The organism is Legionella sp. PATHC032, from assembly GCF_026191185.1.
In the GTDB taxonomy this organism is placed as follows: domain Bacteria; phylum Pseudomonadota; class Gammaproteobacteria; order Legionellales; family Legionellaceae; genus Legionella.
Genome location: NZ_JAPHOV010000001.1, coordinates 518,106 through 537,808, shown reverse-complemented (window position 1 = coordinate 537,808; position 19,703 = coordinate 518,106). Strand labels below are relative to the sequence as shown.

Sequence of the window (19,703 nt, the reverse complement as noted above, 5' to 3'; positions counted from 1 at the left end):
TTAGCCTCCTTTTAATAATTCGGTCAGTGAACATTGTTTTTCTATTGCTTCTGCAATCCATAACCCAACTTGATGATGTGCATCACGAAAAGGAATACCCTTCATCACTAATGACTCCAGAATGGCTGTCGCATCAAGGTAACCACTTTGAGCTTTAGCCCTCATTAACGACGTATTAAAAGTCAAACTTTGCAAAAAAGGAGTTATGATTTGGAGGCAACCGATTATCGTATTAATCGTATCAAACAATCCCTCTTTATCCTCCTGCATGTCTTTGTTGTAAGCTAGGGGCAACCCTTTCATTACCGTTAAAATAGCCATTAAATGACCATAAACTCGTCCTGATTTACCACGAATCAATTCTGGAACATCAGGATTTTTCTTGTTAGGCATCAGTGAAGAGCCTGTAGCAAACGCATCATCCAAAGTAATAAAATCAAACTCCTGGGTAGACCATAGAATCAAATCTTCACATAATCTGGAGAGATGCATCATGATCATTGCAGCAACACCGCATAACTCAATGACAAAATCTCTGTCACTGACCGCATCAAGAGTGTTAGAAATAATCCCTGTAAATCCCAAGGACTCAGCCACCCATTCTCTATCAAGAGGTAAGGTACTCCCAGCCAGTGCCCCGGCACCCAAGGGAGAATAATTCATGCGTTTAAACCAATCCTCCAATCTGCTCTTATCCCGGCTAAACATGGATTGATACGCGTTAAAATAAGTCCCTAATGTGACAGGTTGGGCTTGCTGTAAATGAGTATATCCTGGCATTAAATCTTGTTGATGTTTCCTGGTGAGATCGTCAAGACAATCGACAAGCCCCGTTAAAAGTTCATTAATTAGATAGCCTTTATCTCTGGTATATAAACGGAGATCCAAAGCCACTTGATCATTGCGACTGCGGCCAGTATGTAATTTTTTACCTAACTCTCCTAATTTTTGAGTCAGCAGTTGTTCAATAAACATATGTATGTCTTCTTCATCACGTTCATTAAATGAATATTGACCTTGCTTTATCTCACTTCTGATTTCTTCAAGAGCAGAAAAAATCGCCTGGCTTTCGGCTTCTGTTAAAATCTTCTGTTTAGCTAATTGCTTCACATGAACCTGACTGCCATTAATGTCTTGGTCAAAAAGCACATGATCAAAAGCCAATGAAGCGTTAAACTGATTCACGCGACTATCCAAAGATTTTTTAAATCGTCCTCCCCACGTTTTATTAGTCATAATTCCCTCCCTGATGTACCTGGCTATAGATTTTAGCGGATAAAGAAAAGAGGTTAATAAATCCTTCAGCGTCCTTTTGGTTGTATACATTATCCTCTTCAAAAGTAGCTAATGCTGGATGATGCAAGCTATAAGGAGAGTGCATGCCAGCAGGAATAATATTCCCTTTGAATAACTTTAACTTAACACGACCCGTCACATGCTGTTGCGTTACATCAATGAATGCATCCAAAGCCTGCTTGGTTTGTGAAAACCATCTTCCTTCATAAACCAAATTGGCATAAGTTTGCTGCAAAGATTGCTTCAAATGTAACGTTGAACGAGTGAGACATAAACTCTCCAGCAGTTTATGCGCTTTATAAATCACTGCAGCAGCAGGTGCTTCATAAATCCCTCGAATCTTCATCCCAACTAATCGATTTTCAACAATGTCTGCCACTCCAATACCATGCTCGCCTGCCTTTTGATTTAATGTATTTAAGAGATCAACTGGAGAAAGCTTTTGTTCATTTAAGGCGACAGGAACGCCTTTTTTGAAATCAAGAATAATCATTTCCTCTTCATCAGGGGCCTGTGATACAGGACTGGTCATTAATAACACATCGTCAGGCATCTCCTGCGACGGATCTTCAAGCACACCCCCCTCATGAGAAATATACCAAATATTGTGATCTCGCGAATAAGGCGATTTGGGAGTCACAGGTACCTCAATACCATGTGCTTTAGCGTACATAATCGCTTCCTGTCTTGATTTAATATCCCAAGTTCTCCAGGGAGCAATAATCTCAAGCTGAGGTGCAAGAGCCTTAATCGAATATTCAAAACGCACTTGATCATTTCCTTTGCCGGTGGCTCCATGCGCAACAGCATTTACTTGCTCTGTCAAAGCAATTTCAACAAGCTTTTGAGCAATTAGTGGCCTTGAAATAGTGCCCAAAATGTATTGATCTTCATATAAAGCGCCCGATTTTACCAAAGGCCAAAGATACTGAACGGCAAACTCATTCTTCACCTCGACAACATACGCTTTGGAAGCGCCGCTTTTAAGCGCTTTATTTTTTATGGCAGTGAGATCTTCCTGTTGCCCTAAATCACAAATCACAGCGATTACTTCAGCATGCTCATAGTGCTCTTTAAGCCAAGGGATCATGATGGAAGTATCCAAACCACCTGAATAAGCCAATGCGATTTTTTTAATAATTTTTTTCATAATATTTCCCCCTGGTAAAAGTGCTGTAGATATAAAATAGGATCAGACACCTCTTGGGTTTTAAAATCTGCAATTAATTTCCCTTGCTTTACGACCAGCAAGCGCTCTGCAATATTGGATAAAAAAAACAAATCATGAGAGGCGATAAGCATAGTGATTTTTAGAGTCTTCACTGTATTTAACAAAGCAATGACATCATTAGTGGTCGCCATATCAAGGCCAGAAGTCGGTTCATCACAAAGCAATAAATCCGGTTTCATCATTAAACTTCTGGCCAAGGCCACGCGTTGTTTTTGTCCACCAGACAATCCTTGCGGGTAAGAGTGAGCTTTGTCTGACAAACCTAACATAGCAAGTAAAGCCCACGCGTTTGCCATATGAGCAGCAGTTTTATCGTGAAGACTTGGGGCATAAATTAGATTATTGAGTACTGTCATGTGCGGAAATAATTGAAAATCCTGAAACATAAATCCGCTTTTTCCTTCACACTGGATAGAGCCTGAATCGATTGACTCCAATTGTTGTATGCATCTCAATAAAGTTGTTTTTCCACTGCCAGAAGGCCCTACCAAACCGACAATACTGTTTGCTTGAATATTTAAATTAATCTCATTAAGTACTTGAGCGTTGCCGATTTTTTTCGATGCGTTAATGACTTGCAACATAATGCCCCCTTTTTTCAATTTTTTTACCTAGTGACTCAAGGAGTAATACCAAACTGTAATAATAGAAACCCGTGATACATAAAGGCATAAAGTAAGTAAATTGTTGTGCTGCCAATGTTTGAGCCTGACGCATTAAATCCATGCCTCCTATAGTGGAAATCAAGGCCGTTTCTTTTAACAGGGCGATCATTTCATTGATCATTGCGGGAAAAATATTTCTTATCACTTGAGGTAAAATAATATCTTTCCATAAGAAAAAAGTAGGAATTTGCAGCGTACGGGCTGCTTCAAATTGCCCTTTGGGTAAACTCTCAATTCCGGATCTTAAAATTTCAGCGAAATAAGCGGAACTATTCAAACCAAAAGCAACAATTCCAGCCACTAAAATACTTGGTCGCATACCTAATAAAACAGGGACCGCAAAATAAATAAAACTTAATTGCAAAATGAGTGGTGTGCCCCTCAATATTGATATGAATCGGTTTATAAAAAAGCAAGCTACTCCTTGATGTCTGCAAATAGACAAGAGAGTTCCAAGTAATACGCCAATCAACATGGCTCCTGTTAATAATTGCATAGTTAGAATTATTCCCTTGCCAATGAAAAACAGACTTTGCACTATCTCTGTCATATTGACCCCTTTATCCAAATGGATTCTAGTTTTTGAATTTCACCCTTCGCTTTAAGATTTTCCAATGCGGAATTGATTTCATTTGTTAGAGGAGAACCTTTTTTTAAAACCAATCCATAACCTTCATTCGCTTTCGCCAGGATGGAATAGGACAGTCCTGGATATTTCTTGCTATAAACCCCTCCTTGTGCTCCATCCATAAGAACAACATCAACATGACCAGCAATTAAGGCTTCTATGGCCTGATTGTTATTATCCAAAGCCGTAATTTCAGCTTGGGGAAAATGTTGATGAAGCCAAATTTCCATAACACTTCCCAGTTGGACTGCTATTTTTTTTCCTGTTAATTGCGAGATCTCTTTCACTGGCTGTGAAGTATCAAAAACTGCTGCCATCCCTTCAAAATAATAAGGTTTGGTAAAATCAAAATTTTTCTTACGTTCCTCTGTAATAGTAATTGTGGCAATAGCAATGTCATCCTGACCTGAATTCACTGCTGGTAAAACCGTACTAAACTGCATGTTGTCAAAAACTGCTTCTTTACCCAACTCCCTGGCAATCAATTTTGCCAAATCAATATCAAATCCCTTTATTTCTCCATTTTCAATATATTCAAAAGGTGGATATTCTGCTGAAGTAGAAAAATGCAGTGCATTTTGATTTTTTTGCTCACCACAACTGGATATAAATATAATTGAACTAATTAACAATAAACTAAAAATCTTTCTCATTGAATATGTATCCTATTTTTATTCATTTATTGAATATACATGATCGGGGTTTGTACTGTCAATAAAAAATGGATATAATTCCATTCTAATTAATATGAATTCAATTGGATTAATAACAAGGAGAAAGCAATTGACTCATGATGCCTTTTTGGATGATTTGATTTTATCGATAGTACAAACTGAAACTATTGCGGAACAAAGTGATTTACAAAACAGTTTAAAAAAAAGAGGGTATGAGATTCCTCAAGCAACCCTTTCTCGTCGCTTAAAAAAAATGAAAATAGCAAAAGTATCTGGTTATTACAAAATCATTGATTACAATCAGCCTGGCTTACCTTTGGTTCTAAATGTACAGATTTCTGATTTTGGACTAATCATTCTACAAACTCATCCTGGTAATGCAAACAGTCTTGCTTATTATATAGACCGTAAATACGTTTCCTTCAGCATAAAAGAGTCTTCGAATTCAGGAATTTTAGGAACTATTGCCGGAGACGACACCGTCCTGCTTATTATTAAAAGTAAGTCCGATCAACAAAAAGTTTATGACATTTTAAACAAGGAATTTCCGTATTTATTTGCTTCTTAGCTACAATTTTAACTTGAATAACAAGAAAATAGACTGCTAAAGCACAGCACACCAGCACTCAAAAAGGTGAAAGTGTCATATCAAGAAATCCTGCATGACACTCGCCGTGCTTAGAAAACTCTATCTTTACATCAAAGAAAAGGATCTCGTAAAGTAATTGTTGAATCCCTCTCAGGACCTGTTGATAGCATATCAATAGGAATCCCTAATATTTCTTCTATTCGCTTTAGATAAGCCTTGGCATTGGCTGGCAAATCACTCATTACAGTCACATCAGCGGTAGATTCCTGCCAACCAGGAAGCTCTTCATAGACTGGTAGCAAATCATTGAAATCATCAGCTGCCAGAGGAGGTCGAGATAATAAATTGCCATCCCTGTCTTTATAAGCGACAGCAATCCTTAATACATCTAAACCATCGAGCACATCCAATTTCGTAACGCAAAGTCCAGAAATGCTATTTAACTCAATCGAGCGTTTTAATAAAACAGCGTCAAACCACCCACAACGTCTGGGTCTACCAGTTACTGCGCCGAATTCCTGACCTCGTTCCGCAATGCGTTTTCCAACCTCATCAAGTAACTCCGTGGGGAATGGGCCACCGCCAACTCGAGTTGTATAAGCTTTGGTGATGCCTAACACATAATCAATATACCGAGGACCAAATCCCGCACCATTAATTACTGATCCCACACAGGTATTTGAAGAAGTCACATAGGGGTAAGTTCCGTGATCAATATCTAAATAAACACCCTGCGCCCCTTCAAATAAAATGTTTTCACCTTGTTTTCTATGTTCATGCAAACAGGCAGAAACATCACAAACCATTGGTCTTAATTCTTCAGCCCATTGTAATGATTCATCCAAGAGAGATTCCAAATCAACAGCTGGTTGTTTGAAATATTTTGTTAATACAAAATTATGATAATCCAATAATTCTGTTAATTTATTGGCAAATCGGTCTCTATGAAATAAATCACCAACTCTTAGAGCACGCCGAGCCACTTTATCCTCATAAGCAGGGCCTATACCACGACCTGTTGTTCCAATTGCAGACTTGCCCATATGTGTCTCACGAGCCTTATCCAGAGCAATGTGGTATGGAAGAATAAGAGGACAAGCCAAGCTAATACGTAACCGTTCTCTCACATTGACACCACTACCCTCAAGCTCCTTAATTTCATTAAGTAATGCCTGAGGTGATAAAACGACGCCATTTGCAATATAGCAGGTTACGTTAGGGCGAAGCATCCCAGATGGAATTAAACGAAGGACTGTTTTTACTCCATTGATTTTTAATGTATGGCCTGCGTTATGGCCCCCTTGATAACGGACAACCACTTGAGCATCTTGTGTCAGCAAATCAACAATTTTGCCTTTGCCTTCATCTCCCCATTGTGTACCCAAAACAACAACATTCTTACCCATGATTTACTCTTTGTTTGCATACCTATAAAAATTAAAAATGCAGTTGCATTTTACGAGAAACCCAACTGCATTTATATTAGATGGATGATGCCAATAAATATCGAACCTGATTACAGCAAAATTTCACATTATAATTACTTTTTAGCCGCTGTACCATCATTTTTTGGCATAGCTTGTTTGAAATAATCAAAAAATGAACTGCTTTGATCCAATACTAAAATATCTTTTTTGCTATGAAAACTGGCTTCATAGGCTAACAAGCTTTTGTATAATGCAAAAAAATCAGGATTTTGAGTGTACGCTTTCGAATAAATAGCTGCTGCTTCCGCTTCACCAACTGCTCTGATTCGCTGAGCATTACTTTTAGTTTTAGCTAACAAAACCGTGACATCAGCATCTGCTTTCGCCTGGATTTGTTCTGCGGCAGCTTGTCCATCAGCTCTGTGCCTGTTTGCAATTTTTTGCATATCAGCTCTCATGCGTTGATAGATGGCATTACTGGTATTTGAAGGCAGTTCGATACCTTTAATACGAACATCAACCACTTTAATACCTAATTCGCCGGCTTGCTTCTCAGCAGCATTACGCAGTATCTCCATAACATCATCACGCCCGCCTGAAACAGCATCGGATATAGTACGCTTACCAAATTGGGCTCTGAGTAAGGTATTTAACTGTTGTTCTAACAAAGTTTCGGCTTTAAATTCATTTCCACCTGTTGATTTATAATACTGGGCTAAATCTGAAATTCGCCATTTCACATAATAGTCAACCATGACATCCTTTTTCTCTTTGGTCACAATACGAGTCGATTTGATATCCATGGTTTGGATACGTGTATCGAAAATTCGCACACTTTCGATAAAAGGGGTTTTAAAGTGGAGGCCTGGATTTAACACTTTCACTGCGTCAGTTTGAGGGTCTTTTACCAAACGCCCTAATCGTAAAATAATACCCTGCTGTCCTTGTGTGACAGTAAAAACACTGGTAAACAAAAGCACTAGTATTAAAAAGATTAAGACACCTAATGTTGTTTTAAATGCATTCATTCTCAATCTCTCCCTTGACTATAAGTTGGCCTTGTGAGATCTCTTCCAGAAAGAATCAAATTGTCCTCCTCATTACTGGCATTCGTACCGTTTTTTATGGTTTTTGGATTTTCAGATTGCGGAAAATATTGATTTCCAAGTAATTTATCTAAAGGTAGATACAATAAGTTTCCTGCTTTACTGTCTACAATAATAGTGCTGCTCTTATTCATAACTTTTTGCATAGCCTCAAGATACATCCGTTTAGCCGTAACTTGAGGAGCTGCATTGTATTGAGGAAGTAAGGCTAAAAATTCTGCTACTTCTCCCTGAGCAGCTAATACGACTTGCTTCGAATAAGCTTCAGCTTCCTGTTGAATACGGCTCGCTTTACCTTCTGCAATGGGCACTACTTTCGCTGCATAAGCATAAGCCTGCTCCTTGAAGCGTTTTTCATCTTCTTGAGCTTTAATAGCGTCATCAAAAGCATCCTGAACACTTTCTGGAGCTCTGGCAGGTTGGGGTGACACATTAACGATTAAAATTCCGGTCTTGTAACTATCTAAAGTTTTTCTCAGAGTTTCTTCTACCCTACCTCCCCAAATTTCTCGACCTTCGGTTATTATCTGATCCAGGGTTGTCGTGCCTACAACCTGCCTTAAGGCACTGGAGGTTGCCTGTTGTAAGCTTTCCTCAGGATTTGCGACATTAAACAAATATTCACTCAAATCATTAATGCGGTACTGGACAGCCAAAGAGACCGATACTAAATTTTCATCACTGGTAAGCATTTGAGCAGAGTAGGAGTAATCTAACACCCTATCTACATTCATAACAATCTTTGATGAGATAAAACGAGGAATCCAATGAGGACCAGGACCAACTGTTTCTGCATATTTACCAAAACGGAGTATCACTGCTTGCTCTGCAGGATCCACAATAAAAATACCAGAAAGAGCCCAAAGAATAAAAGCTATTAATAAAACTGCGACAGCAAGCAACCCGCCACTGGAACTGCCTGACGAATTATTATTTGATTTGCCCGTGCCTCCAAAAAATGTTTTCTTCAATTTATCCTGGATACGTTTAAGCGCTTCATCCAAATCCGGAGGTTGATTTTTACCCGACCATGGATCTTTGCCCTTCTCTGGCTCATTCCACCCCATGTACTACTCCTAGCAATTTCAAATGAATTTAGGATTTTATGGGGTATATGAAGTTTAAGCAAGTAGATACTTGAGGACTTATTTGAATATTAACCAATTAAGCAAAAAACTATCTGGGCTTGGCAATTATCTGGAAATACTCAAGATGTTTTATAAACCTTCGCAGGTCACCAGGGTGCCTGTCGAAGGTTCAAGATCAAAATATTAATATGAATTATTTTAGGACAACTCTAGGAGAATTCTGTTGAGACTCAATATCCTCATGTACTCTCGGTATTGGGTTAAACATTTCATTCAATACAATTCTGGTACGGCTTGTTGGATGATTTTTAGAATACCGAACCACTGTATCCCAATCGCAATTTCCTTCAGCGATCATCCAGCGCATAGTACTCCAACGATTGGTAATCATTTGGCTGTCATAAGCTTGTGTATATCGTCTGACAAATTCGGCATAGAGTTTTAGCGGATTCTTCTCTGAACGTAGATTTTCCGTAGCAGTAGTTGATAATGATGAAACATTTTCGCTGGCAAAAGAAGGATCACTGTATTTTCTCGTTACTAATTCTTCAACAATAAGAGCCGCCTCACTGGGAACACCAAATAAATGACGAATAGAACTCCCCCATGAATGATCGGCATAAACTATGTTATGCAAAGCACTTTCTCTTAGATGGCAACGCTCTACAAAAGCATCGACCAACTGAGGCTTATCTGCCAAATAGGTACTGACCGCTTTTAAGAAAGCAACCCTGTTGCTGCTTAACAAGTTTCGCATTTTTTCATTACGTGGCGGTTCAGCACCACGGCATATTAGCATGGCAATCCCACGCAGAGCGTCTGCCTTATCATTCTCATTGGTCATGCGTTCACATAACTCTTCTACTGCTGTATGACCAGTTTGTTTGTCTTCGAATAAATGATTGTTTTCGGATTCAAGAGACAAACTTTGAGCTGGTAAATCCAGTAAAGCCGCCAGTGCATTTATTTTGCCCAAACGAGCAGCTAAAATGACTGGTGTATCTCTCATGATACCCAGTGGATTTGTCAATTGCGCCCCCGTACTGGCTAACAAGGTAATGCCTTCCGCATAATCTAAAACAACAGCTTGATGAATAGGCTGGAAAGGAACATAGGCAGAGGATCTTAACGTTGTCGCGTGTACAATGGGATTCCTAGCTAAAATGGCAATTAATAGTTCCTTGCGTTTTGTATCTAATACCAAAGACAACAAAGTGCGCCCATAACTATCCCGCTTATCCACATCAAAAAAATATCGTTTAACGTGGCTAAAAGACTCTTCGATTTTTTTCCTTACTTTAGACAAAATACTCAAAACATCTGTTTTTTCACTTTCATCATTGGTGAAATTATTTTCATCCACTCCCAATAGATAGAGTGCCAAAGAAATTTTTCCAGCAACAATTGCCTGGTGTAAGGGTTCACCAACATTCACATCTTTAGCCTTATGAAGAACAAAATCTATTTTGGCGAGCAAATCTTTATTTGTATCGTCTACGCCGACCTTAGGCTCAGAGTATTGTTCGATCAAATAATTTAAAACAGTCATTTGAGAACCATTCGGCAGCCAAAATAATTTTTCTAAATAATTTTTATCTTCTTCCAACTTCTTTTGAATAAATTCTTTAAATTGCTCTAATTCCATTTGTAGAATCTTATTCATTTCACTTACAAAATCCATAATAATACTTCCTTTATTTATAAATCATTTATAGGACACCAATACTACACAATGGACAATGGAAGATCAAAATATTGTTAACTCTTTTTAATCTTGTCAACCACTTCCTGATTCAAATTCTCAGCAATCAACTTCAACAATTTAACCGTGTTATCGTAATCTCTTTTATCAAATATCCCAGCATGTTGATGTGCATATCGGATAGGGATACCTATGTTGACGACAGGAACGCCCATGCCTGAGGCTTGAACCTTGGAACCGTCTTCGCCATATCCTGGCTCCACCTCAAGTTGTAGAGGGATATTATTTTTATTAGCGAGCTCCATTATCCAGTTAATCAATTCCTGATGGGGAATCATTGATTTGTCATAAACAAACAAGGATGGTCCTTTCCCCAAGCCAATTCGACCTTTTCTATCCGCCAACAGCATGGGATAATCGTCAGCGATTCCCACTTCAACATTAATTGCAATATCTGGATGAGTCGCTTTGTATACTGTACTGGCACCCCGCATGCCAACTTCCTCTTGCACTGTGGCAGCAACATATAATTGATTGGGTTGTTGTTTCACTGCCCCCAGAACGTCACTAATGACAGCTAACCCTAAGCGATCATCCAAAGCCTTGCCTAAAAATCTGTTCTTGCTTAATTGGCTAAATTCACTTACTGGTGTGACTTCAAGGCCAGGTTGGATTGCAAATTCTTTCTGAGCTTGTTCTTTATTTTCTGCGCCAACATCTAAAAACAGGGCATTGATATCAGGGGACCCTAACATTTTTTTATCACCTAATAAATGCGGGGAATCCATACCTGAATAAGCTAATACAGGTCCTTTGGATGTTGAAACTGCCCAGCGTTGAGCATAGATGACCGAGTTTGCAATCCCACCCAAAGGGATAACTTTCAAAAAACCATCTGGTGTTATGGATTCGACCATAAACCCTGTTTCATCAAGATGTGCCATGAATAGTAATTTCGGTCCTTTCTGATTATATTTACGCTGACCGATCAAATTACCCATACCATCGACTTTTAGCTCCGTCATGTAGGGCTGCCACTGTTTTTGCAGCAAATGGCGAACATTTTTTTCGTACCCGGAGGCACCAGGTACTTCAGTCAATTGGGCTAAAAACGACATATCTGCTGCTGAGGCTAAAAAGGAAAAAATCAATCCGCTAATAAGAATTGCATGCTTAATCATAGGTAACTTCCTTATTTTTTTATAAAAACCAGATCCCATACCCCATGGCCTAGACGCTCACCACGCTGCTCAAATTTTGTTAACGGCCTTGAGTCCGGGCGAGGTGAGTATCCGCCCTCTTTCTGTTGGTTAAACAAGGCCGATTCTGAAGATAAAACATTTAAAATATGTTCTGCATAATCTTCCCAGTCAGTAGCACAGTGAATAAATCCGGATGGCCTGATTTTTTTTGCTAACATTTGAATAAATTCGGATTGAATCAGTCGTCGCTTATGATGACGTTTTTTATGCCACGGATCGGGGAAAAAAATTTGAACCCCAGCAAGAGAATTTTCTTGTATTTTGGTTTGTAAAACTTCTACTGCATCATGCATCACCACCCGCACATTCGTCACCTGGTGCTCATGCAAATCCGCTACCAGACTACCAACGCCTGCTCTATGTACTTCTATGCCCAGGTAATTACATTGGGGGTTATTCATTGCCATGGTAAACAATGAGGTACCCATACCAAAACCAATCTCTACAATAGTATCCGCATCATGGCGACCAAATTCCTTCGCAAAATTCCACGGAGAGGGACTATCAAATTTTAATTCATAGTCTTCAAGCCAAAGATCTAATCCTTGTTGCTGTCTGTTACTGATTCGCCCAGCGCGCAACACGTAACTTTTAATCTTACGTTGCATTACAATAACTCAATATAAAATTTCAGGATTATACTGATTTTGATTAAATATTCTACTTTTACCAGATACCTCTTTGGACAACAGCCATGAAAAATCCGATTTTAATGAAAACAAAGTAAAAATATTGCAATATTTGGGTTTTTTTGTTATAAAACCGCTCTTGTATTTCATATCTGGTTATTTTTTACAACGAAAGCCCGTCAAAACCAACACCATTGTAGTGCATTGGTAAGGGCTGTTAAAATTTTTTTTATCTTGGAGTAACACAATGTCTAGAGTATGTCAGGTAACTGGCAAGCGACCCATGGTTGGTCATAAAGTGTCGCACGCTAATAACAAAACCAAAAGACGCTTCCTGCCTAACATTCAGAATCATAAATTCTGGGTTGAAGAAGAAAATCGATTTGTCACCTTGAGATTAAGTACCAAGGGTATGAGAATTATTGACAAGTTAGGCATAAAGGCAGTTCTGGATAAAATCAGAGCTAAAGGTGAGAAGATATAACAAGGGGATAAGCCATGGCAGCTGTTACAATAAAAGTGAAAATGGAATCCACAGCAGGAACTGGATACTATAAAACCACTACCAAAAATCCACGTAACCATCCTGAAAAGATGGAGTTGATGATGTACGACCCTAAAGTACGTAAGCACGTGCTTTTCAAAGAGAAAAAAGTAAAATAAATTGATAGGCCCCTGTTTTTGGGGCTTACGTCCTCTCATTATCCCCTTTCAAAATCAATTTGTTATATTTCAAAACAAGCCTATCATTTTATTAAAAAAATAGGTAATCCCCATACTTTTAAATTCAAATTAACGCCCGTAAACACTGGATAATCCTCGTGGATCGTTTAAACTGATAGATAAAGACAGTAAAAACAAAGAGGATTTGAATGAAACAGACATTGCAGATTGGTATTGGTCAACATCTCACGTTAACCCCACAACTGCAACAAGCCATAAGACTGCTGCAATTATCTACCTTTGATTTACAACAAGAAATTCAACTCATAGTTGAATCAAATCCTTTGCTTGAAGCCACTCCTGTTGAAGAAAAAGAAGACATCCAAATAAATACCAATCAGAACCATGATGAATATTCAGATTTTCAATGGTCACAACTGTATAATAGCTTAAACAAGCGTAATAATTTTGAAGAGAACGATTACAATTTTGATAATCTACACTGTACGACCACCAATTTACAAGACCATCTTAACTGGCAACTTGATCTGACGCCTATGAGCGATATTGACCGAGTCATTGCTACAACAATTATTGATGCTATAAACGATGATGGCTTTTTAACTATACCTGTTGCTGAAATTCACGCCAGCTTAAACAGTGATGATTTTCCTCTGGATATAGAAGAAATAGAAGCAGTGAGACACAGGCTTCAATTATTTGACCCCGTAGGATGCGCATCTGTTAATTTAGCAGAAACACTCGTTTTGCAATTGGAACAACTGCCACTGGAACCTAAGCTTTTGGCTACTGCCAAGAAAATCATTCTTGAAGACATTGAGTTGCTAGGACAACATAACTATAGACAACTCATGAAAAATCATCAAATAAGCGAAAAAACAATCCATGAAATATTACAAATCATTCATAAATTAAATCCAAAACCAGGAAGTTTGATCCATCAAGATAATACTGAATATGTTATTCCCGACTTAACTGTTAAAAAGATAGATAATCAATGGAAAGTTTTTTTGAATCAAAATATTCTTCCCAAGTTGAGTATTAATAGTCAATATGCCGCTTTAATCCAACGCGCAAACAATAGTCTGGATAATCAATTCTTAAAGCATAATTTACAAGAGGCACGTTGGTTTTTAAAAAGTATTCAAAGCCGTCAGGAAACTCTGCTAAAAGTAGCAACCTGTATCATGGAATACCAACATGGATTTCTGGAGTTTGGTGAAGAGGCGATGAAGCCATTAATATTGAATGATATTGCTTCTGCCCTGGACATGCACGAATCAACGGTATCAAGAGTTACAACTCAAAAATTTATTAATACACCCCGCGGGGTTTTTGAGCTAAAATATTTCTTCTCCAGTCATGTCAATACTGATAGCGGGGGAGAATGCTCTTCCACCGCAATACGCGCGGTAATTAAAAAATTAATTTCAGCAGAGAATAGAAAAAAACCTTTGAGTGATAGTAAAATTGCCCAACTAATAGGCGAGCAAGGCATTAAAGTAGCAAGACGTACTGTTGCCAAATATCGTGAAGCAATGGGGATTCCCCCATCCAATGAAAGAAAGGTTATTAGTAGTTAATTAATCGGTCAACGAAAGGAGGTTTTATGCAAATCAACATTACTGGACATGGTATGGATGTCACTCCTGCACTAAGAGCATTCACTGAAGAAAAATTTGATAAGCTTGAGCGTCATTTTGATCACATCAGAGCAATTAATGTAGTATTTGATGTCGAAAAGGTTAGACAAATAGCGGAAGCTACTGTATTAGTTACTAAAGGTGAGTTGCATGCCAGTTCAGAATCAGAAGACATGTATGCTGCTATTGATACTTTGGTAGACAAATTAAATCGACAACTGATTAAACACAAGGAAAAACTTTTAGCCCATAGAGACAGGGATTAAATGTTATTTTAAATACAAACACTTTTACTTTAATTTAATATCAACGCCTTCTCAGTGCTTTATGTAAACTGACATAAAACAAATAACAGTTTTTTGAATGAGGTCATAGCACTGAGAAAGCAAGGCGATTACTAAAATCACTTATTTAATCACTGTACCTGATACCAGAGTCATGATACATTGTACGTGCTATGATCAAGACCAAAATTAAGATAATCAACAGACTCGGTTTACATGCTCGTGCCTCAGCGAAATTTGTCTCAACAGCAGCAAAATTTCAAAGTCATATTGATGTAACCAAAGATACTCAGACCGTTAATGGCAAAAGCATTATGGGTGTGATGATGCTTGCTGCTAACAAAGGTAGTGAGTTGACGCTGGAAATTGACGGTCCGGATGAAGAGCGTATGAATGAAGCCTTGGTCGAATTAATTAATAATCGGTTTGGGGAAAGTGAATAAGAATATACTAATCAACGCTGTTTACCTTCGCTTCATATCTTTTTGCGACACAGAGAGGTTCTTATTCTCCCTGAATGTGCTTCCAGTTCTTGTAACATCTTTATTATGATCAACCTGTGATTTAATAAACTAACTTAAGACTTCGAAACCTTACTTGATACCAAGTCTAAAGAAATCACCTGTTTACAGGTTTTGGTAATAAATTTTCATAATAATTCATTAAGAAATACACGCTCCATGTCATTTGCTCATATTTCTTCTTTGCTTCCTCATTTTATGCAATGAAATCACAGTCAGCATAGGGCCTGATAAAGCATAAATAGCTGAACTTGCAAAAAGCACTATTGCAGGATTTGCAGCAATTGCAACAAACAAAAGAATCATCACTAAAACATATAAAAATGGAACCTTACCCTTAAGATCTACTTCCTTAAAACTGTAATAGCGTAAATTACTCACCATCAATACAGAAACAATCAAAGCCAAGACCGCTGTAAATAAAGATACAACCAAATTTTCCCATTCATTTTGAAAACAGATCCAGGCAAAAGAAGCCATTACTGCTGCGCCTGGTGGGCATGGGAGGCCCTGGAAATAACGCTTATCCGATTTTCCAATCTGAGTATTAAACCGAGCCAGACGCAAAGCAACCGCTGCTGTATAAATAAAAGCGACCAACCAGCCAAATTTTCCTAATTGATGCAGGGTTAAATTATATAAAAGTAAGGATGGGGCTACTCCAAAAGTAACCATATCAGACAAACTATCGTATTGAGCACCAAATTCAGTTTGTGTATTGGTTAACCGGGCAATCCGTCCATCAAGACTGTCAGCAATCATTCCTATAAACATAGCGACAATAGCAGCCTCATATTGTCCCTTTGTGGAAGCAACTATTGAATAAAATGCTGCAAATAAACTGACAGTCGTTAATAAATTTGGTAACAAATAAATCCCAGAATGATGTTCTTTATTCATTCGCAATCATACCTCATTCATTTTTAAATCAAGAACATGCTATCATAAGTAGAACTAAATCTACTATGGAAACTTATGATCAGTCACAAAGACAGCATGCAATTGTGACTAATAATTGGCAATGACTAAAGAGAAACAACGATTTATTGCAATAAAATAATTAATTTTCCCTGCAGGCTCAGCATGATGATGATATAATTATCATACTGTATTTAATATGCATAGAGTTATGTCTAATCGAAAAAATAAAACTATCGTTATTGAGGGTGTTACACCGCAGGGAAAAACGTTTCGCCCAAGCGATTGGGCGGAGCGCATGAGCGGTTCTTTAGCTGTTTTTAAAAATAGCAGAATTTATTATTCCCCGCTTTTGCAACCAAGTGTCAACAGCGAGGGTTATAAATGTGTTTTACTTGACCCAAAACTCAAGGAATCAAGCCCACAAGTTTATCAGGCAATTATGGATTTTGCTAAAACAAACAACTTGAAAATCTGTGGTGAAGAAGACTTATAACAACCCAAAGGATTGCTATCCAGTTTTATTTTCTCAGGAATTACGAAAACTCCCAAAATCGAGGCAAAAAATGTTTTTACTGAGGGAGTTTAGATAAACTAAATGACAGAATTAAAAATTTTTTAACAAAGAGATTGGGGGGGTTCTTAAGTCCTGTTTCTTGGAAAATGCATTAAAAGCGAAGACAAATCAATCAGAAAAAACTAGAATCCTGCTGCAGCTTTTACTGATAAAGTTGCCCTAATAAAATAATCTAAAGCAGAATTAATCATAGCAATCGTATTATCAAAGTTCATTGCAAGAACGCCTGCAATAAGAAATATCAATCCTTTTAGTCCTTGTTGAGTGCCCGGTTGACTGGCATGAGCAACAAGTACACATCCACGTATAAACCATAGAATACCCGCAGTGCGAATTAAAAATCCCATTGAACTGTAGATATTGGCGGGATTATAGTTGGAATAAGTTAAGACATTACCCACACCAAAAGCGGTGTTCGCCATAAGATCCATCCCTGAAGGCAAGTAGATTAAAAGTGCTCCGACTAATAAATACATCATTGGAGTAAACATTTTTTCTTGTGAGGAGGATTGGGCTCGATGATCCCCGATTTTTTTTAACTTACCAATTGCTGTTATAAAAAACAAGATACCCAATATATAAGCACCCCCAGTGATAAGTTTTTGCACAGGATAAAGAGATTGGCTAATATTACCAAATATAGTGATTAAATCTATCGTGTTCATATGTTAATTATATGCGTTTAGCTCTTGCAATGCATAATTTTTCCCCTATATTAATCATTTTAGAATAAAAGTTGATATTCCTTATGCAAATAAATACTTTTCCCATCACTCTAGAAGAGTCCTTCATGATTTCTCCCAAGGTAAAACACTTTATATTCAATTGTGAATTATCGCCCCCTTTCGAATATTTACCTGGACAGTTTATCACTATTCATTTTGAACATGATGGAAAAAACTTAAAGCGTAGTTATAGTATTGCCAATGAACCCAAGCAGGATAATCGAATTGAATTTGCTGCCGGGTATTTCGAAGGAGGACCAGGTACAGAGCTACTCTACAATTTAAAGCCTGGCGATATGATCCATATTAATGGACCTTTCGGGCGTTTGATTTTTAAAGATGAAACTCCAGGAAGATACATATTGGTAGCGACCAGTACTGGTACCACACCTTATAGAGCCATGCTTAATGAGCTTGGTCAAAGAATAGAGAAACATCCGGATTTACAGGTAGTCATCCTTCAAGGAGTGCAACGCAGTGAAGAGATTCTCTATCCCGATGATTTCCGAACCTTTGCAAAAAAATATCCACAAGTAAGTTTTCGTCCCTATTTAAGTCGTGTACAAACACAAGACTTGAAAGACAATGAATACAGTGGGTATGTACAACATGCATTTCCAGAGCTTAATTTAAATCCCGCTCGCGATATGGTTTATTTATGTGGAAATCCAGGTATGATCGACGAGGCATTTAATTACTTAAAAGAACATGGTTTTTCCATGCAACAGATTGTACGTGAAAAATATATTTCACGCTGAAATGTTGTATCAAAAACTATTATTAATCAGTGTCATGATTTCGGTAAAAACTCCGGATTTGACAAGATATGACTAACCGCTATTTCAATTAAATAGGTGCCAAGCCACATCGAAAGGTCGACACCCGATAATGAGGAGATAAATACGTTATGAGTTATGAAGAATTATCAAATACCATGGAGCAAATGCTGCATGAGGGAAAAGGTATTTTAGCTGCGGATGAAAGCAACAGTACAATTGGTAAGCGCTTTGCGTCAATCAATACAGAAAATACCGAGCAAAATCGCAGAGATTATCGCTTGTTACTAGCTACCACACCTGATTTAGAACAGTATATCAATGGCGTCATTTTATTTGAGGAAACATTTACTCAAACTGACGATCATGGAACACCAATTCCTGAACTTTTTGCTAGTAAAGGCATTATTCCTGGAATTAAAGTAGACAAAGGACTTGTTGATTTAGCCAATACAGAACATGAAAAAGTCACCCAGGGATTAGACGGTTTAACCGAGCGCCTGCTTCATTTTAAAAAATTAGGTGCAAAATTCGCAAAATGGAGAAATGTTTATTCCATTTCCGAATACACCCCCAGCCTCACTGCCATCAAAACAGGAGCTGAAAATTTAGGTCGTTACGCTGCGGCTTGTCAATCAGTCGGCATCGTTCCAATTGTTGAGCCTGAAGTATTAATGGATGGCAACCATAGCATAGAACATTGTGCTGAAGTCTGTGAAATGGTTCTCCATGAACTGTTTCATACCTTGTTTATCCATCAAGTGGAGTTGGAGCACATTATACTTAAACCCAGTATGGTGACCTGTGGTAAAGAGGTTACCCCATTTAGCGATCCTGAAGAAGTAGCTGACTACACCATCAGTGTATTTCGTAATAATGTTCCAGCGTCAGTACCTACCATTAACTTTCTCTCTGGTGGTCAAACGCCCCAACAAGCTACCGCGAATTTGAATGCAATCAATCAAATTGGCCACCAACCCTGGTTATTAAGTTTTTCATTTGGAAGAGCATTACAAGAGGATTGCTTAAAAGAATGGTCTGGAAACAAAGCCAATATCGCCAAAGCGCAAGAGGCTTTAATTAAGAGAGCTCGCTTAAACAGTATGGCTTGTTTGGGTGAATACCAAAACAACATGGAGTAAAATTGCAATAGCGACAGAATCTTCTCTCGACCAGGAAGACTGTCGCTTTAATTTTAGTCATAAGTAATAGGTCAGGCTCTCACGCTTAAATATTCTCTAACACTCTTATTTAATCTCAAGTTGGATGAAAATAATC

The 19,703-nt window shown here is 38.0% G+C and carries 22 protein-coding genes; 9 read left to right on the top strand and 13 right to left on the bottom strand.

Annotation, left to right across the window (positions count from 1 at the left end; all coding sequences use genetic code 11):
• From argH to OQJ02_RS02475, 5 genes are read right to left on the bottom strand one after another with little or no spacing between them, the layout of a single operon-like run.
• A complete protein-coding gene (gene argH, locus OQJ02_RS02495) occupies nt 1-1,236 on the bottom strand; it encodes an argininosuccinate lyase (protein WP_265717725.1) in 1,236 nt (411 codons plus the stop codon).
• Nucleotides 1,229-2,446: an argininosuccinate synthase gene (locus OQJ02_RS02490; RefSeq protein WP_265717724.1), complete on the bottom strand. Its 1,218-nt coding sequence runs from the start codon at nt 2,444-2,446 to the stop codon at nt 1,229-1,231. Before OQJ02_RS02490 ends, argH begins: the two co-directional genes overlap by 8 nt.
• Nucleotides 2,443-3,111, bottom strand: a complete 669-nt coding sequence (locus tag OQJ02_RS02485) for an amino acid ABC transporter ATP-binding protein (protein WP_265717723.1) — start codon at nt 3,109-3,111, stop codon at nt 2,443-2,445. Before OQJ02_RS02485 ends, OQJ02_RS02490 begins: the two co-directional genes overlap by 4 nt.
• Complete coding sequence (locus tag OQJ02_RS02480) at nt 3,095-3,742, bottom strand: amino acid ABC transporter permease (RefSeq protein ID WP_265717722.1); 648 nt, start codon at nt 3,740-3,742, stop codon at nt 3,095-3,097. The genes OQJ02_RS02485 and OQJ02_RS02480 overlap by 17 nt, the downstream gene beginning before the upstream one ends.
• The gene (locus OQJ02_RS02475; RefSeq protein ID WP_265717721.1) at nt 3,739-4,473 is read right to left on the bottom strand and encodes an ABC transporter substrate-binding protein; all 735 of its coding nucleotides are present in this window, start codon (nt 4,471-4,473) and stop codon (nt 3,739-3,741) included. Before OQJ02_RS02475 ends, OQJ02_RS02480 begins: the two co-directional genes overlap by 4 nt.
• A gap of 130 nt (nt 4,474-4,603) precedes the next feature.
• On the opposite strand from OQJ02_RS02475, the gene OQJ02_RS02470 reads away from it, so the two are divergent.
• Complete coding sequence (locus OQJ02_RS02470; protein ID WP_265717720.1) at nt 4,604-5,062, top strand: arginine repressor; 459 nt, start codon at nt 4,604-4,606, stop codon at nt 5,060-5,062.
• Nucleotides 5,063-5,193: 131 nt separating this feature from the next.
• On the opposite strand, the gene OQJ02_RS02465 is transcribed toward OQJ02_RS02470, so the two are convergent.
• The 6 genes from OQJ02_RS02465 to trmB all read right to left on the bottom strand — a co-directional run bounded on the left by OQJ02_RS02465 (nt 5,194) and on the right by trmB (nt 12,276).
• Complete coding sequence (locus OQJ02_RS02465; protein WP_265717719.1) at nt 5,194-6,489, bottom strand: adenylosuccinate synthase; 1,296 nt, start codon at nt 6,487-6,489, stop codon at nt 5,194-5,196.
• 134 nt (nt 6,490-6,623) lie between these two features.
• The gene (gene hflC, locus OQJ02_RS02460; protein ID WP_265717718.1) at nt 6,624-7,538 is read right to left on the bottom strand and encodes a protease modulator HflC; all 915 of its coding nucleotides are present in this window, start codon (nt 7,536-7,538) and stop codon (nt 6,624-6,626) included.
• A 2-nt stretch (nt 7,539-7,540) separates the two neighbouring features.
• The gene (gene hflK, locus OQJ02_RS02455; protein WP_265717717.1) at nt 7,541-8,683 is read right to left on the bottom strand and encodes an FtsH protease activity modulator HflK; all 1,143 of its coding nucleotides are present in this window, start codon (nt 8,681-8,683) and stop codon (nt 7,541-7,543) included.
• 214 nt (nt 8,684-8,897) lie between these two features.
• On the bottom strand, nt 8,898-10,385 hold the full coding sequence (gene ankC / locus OQJ02_RS02450; RefSeq protein ID WP_265717716.1) for a Dot/Icm T4SS effector AnkC/LegA12: 1,488 nt from the start codon (nt 10,383-10,385) through the stop codon (nt 8,898-8,900).
• 77 nt (nt 10,386-10,462) lie between these two features.
• Nucleotides 10,463-11,587: a M42 family metallopeptidase gene (locus OQJ02_RS02445; RefSeq protein WP_265717715.1), complete on the bottom strand. Its 1,125-nt coding sequence runs from the start codon at nt 11,585-11,587 to the stop codon at nt 10,463-10,465.
• A gap of 11 nt (nt 11,588-11,598) precedes the next feature.
• The gene (trmB, locus tag OQJ02_RS02440) at nt 11,599-12,276 is read right to left on the bottom strand and encodes a tRNA (guanosine(46)-N7)-methyltransferase TrmB (protein ID WP_265717714.1); all 678 of its coding nucleotides are present in this window, start codon (nt 12,274-12,276) and stop codon (nt 11,599-11,601) included.
• Between the two features lie 268 nt (nt 12,277-12,544).
• Between trmB and rpmB the strand changes: the two genes are divergently transcribed.
• The 5 genes from rpmB (at nt 12,545) to OQJ02_RS02415 (ending at nt 15,351) form a co-directional block, all read left to right on the top strand.
• Entirely contained in the window at nt 12,545-12,781 is a 237-nt protein-coding gene (rpmB, locus tag OQJ02_RS02435) for a 50S ribosomal protein L28 (RefSeq protein WP_010946227.1), read from the top strand.
• A gap of 14 nt (nt 12,782-12,795) precedes the next feature.
• Nucleotides 12,796-12,960 carry a 50S ribosomal protein L33 gene (gene rpmG / locus OQJ02_RS02430; protein WP_003635328.1) on the top strand — a complete coding sequence of 55 codons (165 nt, stop codon included), beginning with the start codon at nt 12,796-12,798 and terminating at the stop codon, nt 12,958-12,960.
• A 209-nt stretch (nt 12,961-13,169) separates the two neighbouring features.
• Nucleotides 13,170-14,564 (top strand): RNA polymerase factor sigma-54, encoded by a 1,395-nt coding sequence (locus OQJ02_RS02425; protein ID WP_265717713.1) that lies wholly within the window; start codon nt 13,170-13,172, stop codon nt 14,562-14,564.
• Between the two features lie 26 nt (nt 14,565-14,590).
• Nucleotides 14,591-14,890 (top strand): ribosome hibernation promoting factor, encoded by a 300-nt coding sequence (hpf, locus tag OQJ02_RS02420; RefSeq protein ID WP_010946225.1) that lies wholly within the window; start codon nt 14,591-14,593, stop codon nt 14,888-14,890.
• Nucleotides 14,891-15,081: 191 nt separating this feature from the next.
• Nucleotides 15,082-15,351, top strand: a complete 270-nt coding sequence (locus OQJ02_RS02415; protein ID WP_010946224.1) for an HPr family phosphocarrier protein — start codon at nt 15,082-15,084, stop codon at nt 15,349-15,351.
• A 240-nt stretch (nt 15,352-15,591) separates the two neighbouring features.
• Here OQJ02_RS02415 and pssA read toward each other — a convergent pair whose 3' ends face one another.
• Complete coding sequence (pssA, locus tag OQJ02_RS02410) at nt 15,592-16,329, bottom strand: CDP-diacylglycerol--serine O-phosphatidyltransferase (protein ID WP_265717712.1); 738 nt, start codon at nt 16,327-16,329, stop codon at nt 15,592-15,594.
• Nucleotides 16,330-16,558: 229 nt separating this feature from the next.
• Here pssA and OQJ02_RS02405 point away from each other — a divergent pair, with 229 nt between their 5' ends.
• Nucleotides 16,559-16,843 (top strand): DUF3579 domain-containing protein, encoded by a 285-nt coding sequence (locus tag OQJ02_RS02405; protein WP_265717711.1) that lies wholly within the window; start codon nt 16,559-16,561, stop codon nt 16,841-16,843.
• A gap of 203 nt (nt 16,844-17,046) precedes the next feature.
• Here OQJ02_RS02405 and dotV read toward each other — a convergent pair whose 3' ends face one another.
• Entirely contained in the window at nt 17,047-17,589 is a 543-nt protein-coding gene (gene dotV, locus OQJ02_RS02400; RefSeq protein WP_265717710.1) for a type IV secretion system protein DotV, read from the bottom strand.
• Nucleotides 17,590-17,672: 83 nt separating this feature from the next.
• Between dotV and OQJ02_RS02395 the strand changes: the two genes are divergently transcribed.
• Nucleotides 17,673-18,407 (top strand): ferredoxin--NADP reductase, encoded by a 735-nt coding sequence (locus tag OQJ02_RS02395; protein WP_265717709.1) that lies wholly within the window; start codon nt 17,673-17,675, stop codon nt 18,405-18,407.
• A 149-nt stretch (nt 18,408-18,556) separates the two neighbouring features.
• The gene (locus tag OQJ02_RS02390; RefSeq protein ID WP_265717708.1) at nt 18,557-19,567 is read left to right on the top strand and encodes a class I fructose-bisphosphate aldolase; all 1,011 of its coding nucleotides are present in this window, start codon (nt 18,557-18,559) and stop codon (nt 19,565-19,567) included.
• The last annotated feature ends 136 nt before the right edge of the window (nt 19,568-19,703 follow it).

Coding starts and splice junctions, on each gene's coding strand:
- OQJ02_RS02405 (WP_265717711.1), top strand. CDS start 16,559: ATGTCTAATCGAAAAAATAAAACTATCGTTATTGAGGGTGTTACACCG.
- ankC (WP_265717716.1), bottom strand. CDS start 10,385: ATGGATTTTGTAAGTGAAATGAATAAGATTCTACAAATGGAATTAGAG.
- OQJ02_RS02390 (WP_265717708.1), top strand. CDS start 18,557: ATGAGTTATGAAGAATTATCAAATACCATGGAGCAAATGCTGCATGAG.
- OQJ02_RS02475 (WP_265717721.1), bottom strand. CDS start 4,473: ATGAGAAAGATTTTTAGTTTATTGTTAATTAGTTCAATTATATTTATA.
- OQJ02_RS02490 (WP_265717724.1), bottom strand. CDS start 2,446: ATGAAAAAAATTATTAAAAAAATCGCATTGGCTTATTCAGGTGGTTTG.
- dotV (WP_265717710.1), bottom strand. CDS start 17,589: ATGAACACGATAGATTTAATCACTATATTTGGTAATATTAGCCAATCT.
- OQJ02_RS02445 (WP_265717715.1), bottom strand. CDS start 11,587: ATGATTAAGCATGCAATTCTTATTAGCGGATTGATTTTTTCCTTTTTA.
- OQJ02_RS02480 (WP_265717722.1), bottom strand. CDS start 3,742: ATGACAGAGATAGTGCAAAGTCTGTTTTTCATTGGCAAGGGAATAATT.
- hpf (WP_010946225.1), top strand. CDS start 14,591: ATGCAAATCAACATTACTGGACATGGTATGGATGTCACTCCTGCACTA.
- OQJ02_RS02425 (WP_265717713.1), top strand. CDS start 13,170: ATGAAACAGACATTGCAGATTGGTATTGGTCAACATCTCACGTTAACC.
- rpmB (WP_010946227.1), top strand. CDS start 12,545: ATGTCTAGAGTATGTCAGGTAACTGGCAAGCGACCCATGGTTGGTCAT.
- OQJ02_RS02485 (WP_265717723.1), bottom strand. CDS start 3,111: ATGTTGCAAGTCATTAACGCATCGAAAAAAATCGGCAACGCTCAAGTA.
- OQJ02_RS02395 (WP_265717709.1), top strand. CDS start 17,673: ATGCAAATAAATACTTTTCCCATCACTCTAGAAGAGTCCTTCATGATT.
- hflC (WP_265717718.1), bottom strand. CDS start 7,538: ATGAATGCATTTAAAACAACATTAGGTGTCTTAATCTTTTTAATACTA.
- argH (WP_265717725.1), bottom strand. CDS start 1,236: ATGACTAATAAAACGTGGGGAGGACGATTTAAAAAATCTTTGGATAGT.
- OQJ02_RS02415 (WP_010946224.1), top strand. CDS start 15,082: ATGATCAAGACCAAAATTAAGATAATCAACAGACTCGGTTTACATGCT.
- rpmG (WP_003635328.1), top strand. CDS start 12,796: ATGGCAGCTGTTACAATAAAAGTGAAAATGGAATCCACAGCAGGAACT.
- OQJ02_RS02465 (WP_265717719.1), bottom strand. CDS start 6,489: ATGGGTAAGAATGTTGTTGTTTTGGGTACACAATGGGGAGATGAAGGC.
- hflK (WP_265717717.1), bottom strand. CDS start 8,683: ATGGGGTGGAATGAGCCAGAGAAGGGCAAAGATCCATGGTCGGGTAAA.
- pssA (WP_265717712.1), bottom strand. CDS start 16,329: ATGAATAAAGAACATCATTCTGGGATTTATTTGTTACCAAATTTATTA.
- trmB (WP_265717714.1), bottom strand. CDS start 12,276: ATGCAACGTAAGATTAAAAGTTACGTGTTGCGCGCTGGGCGAATCAGT.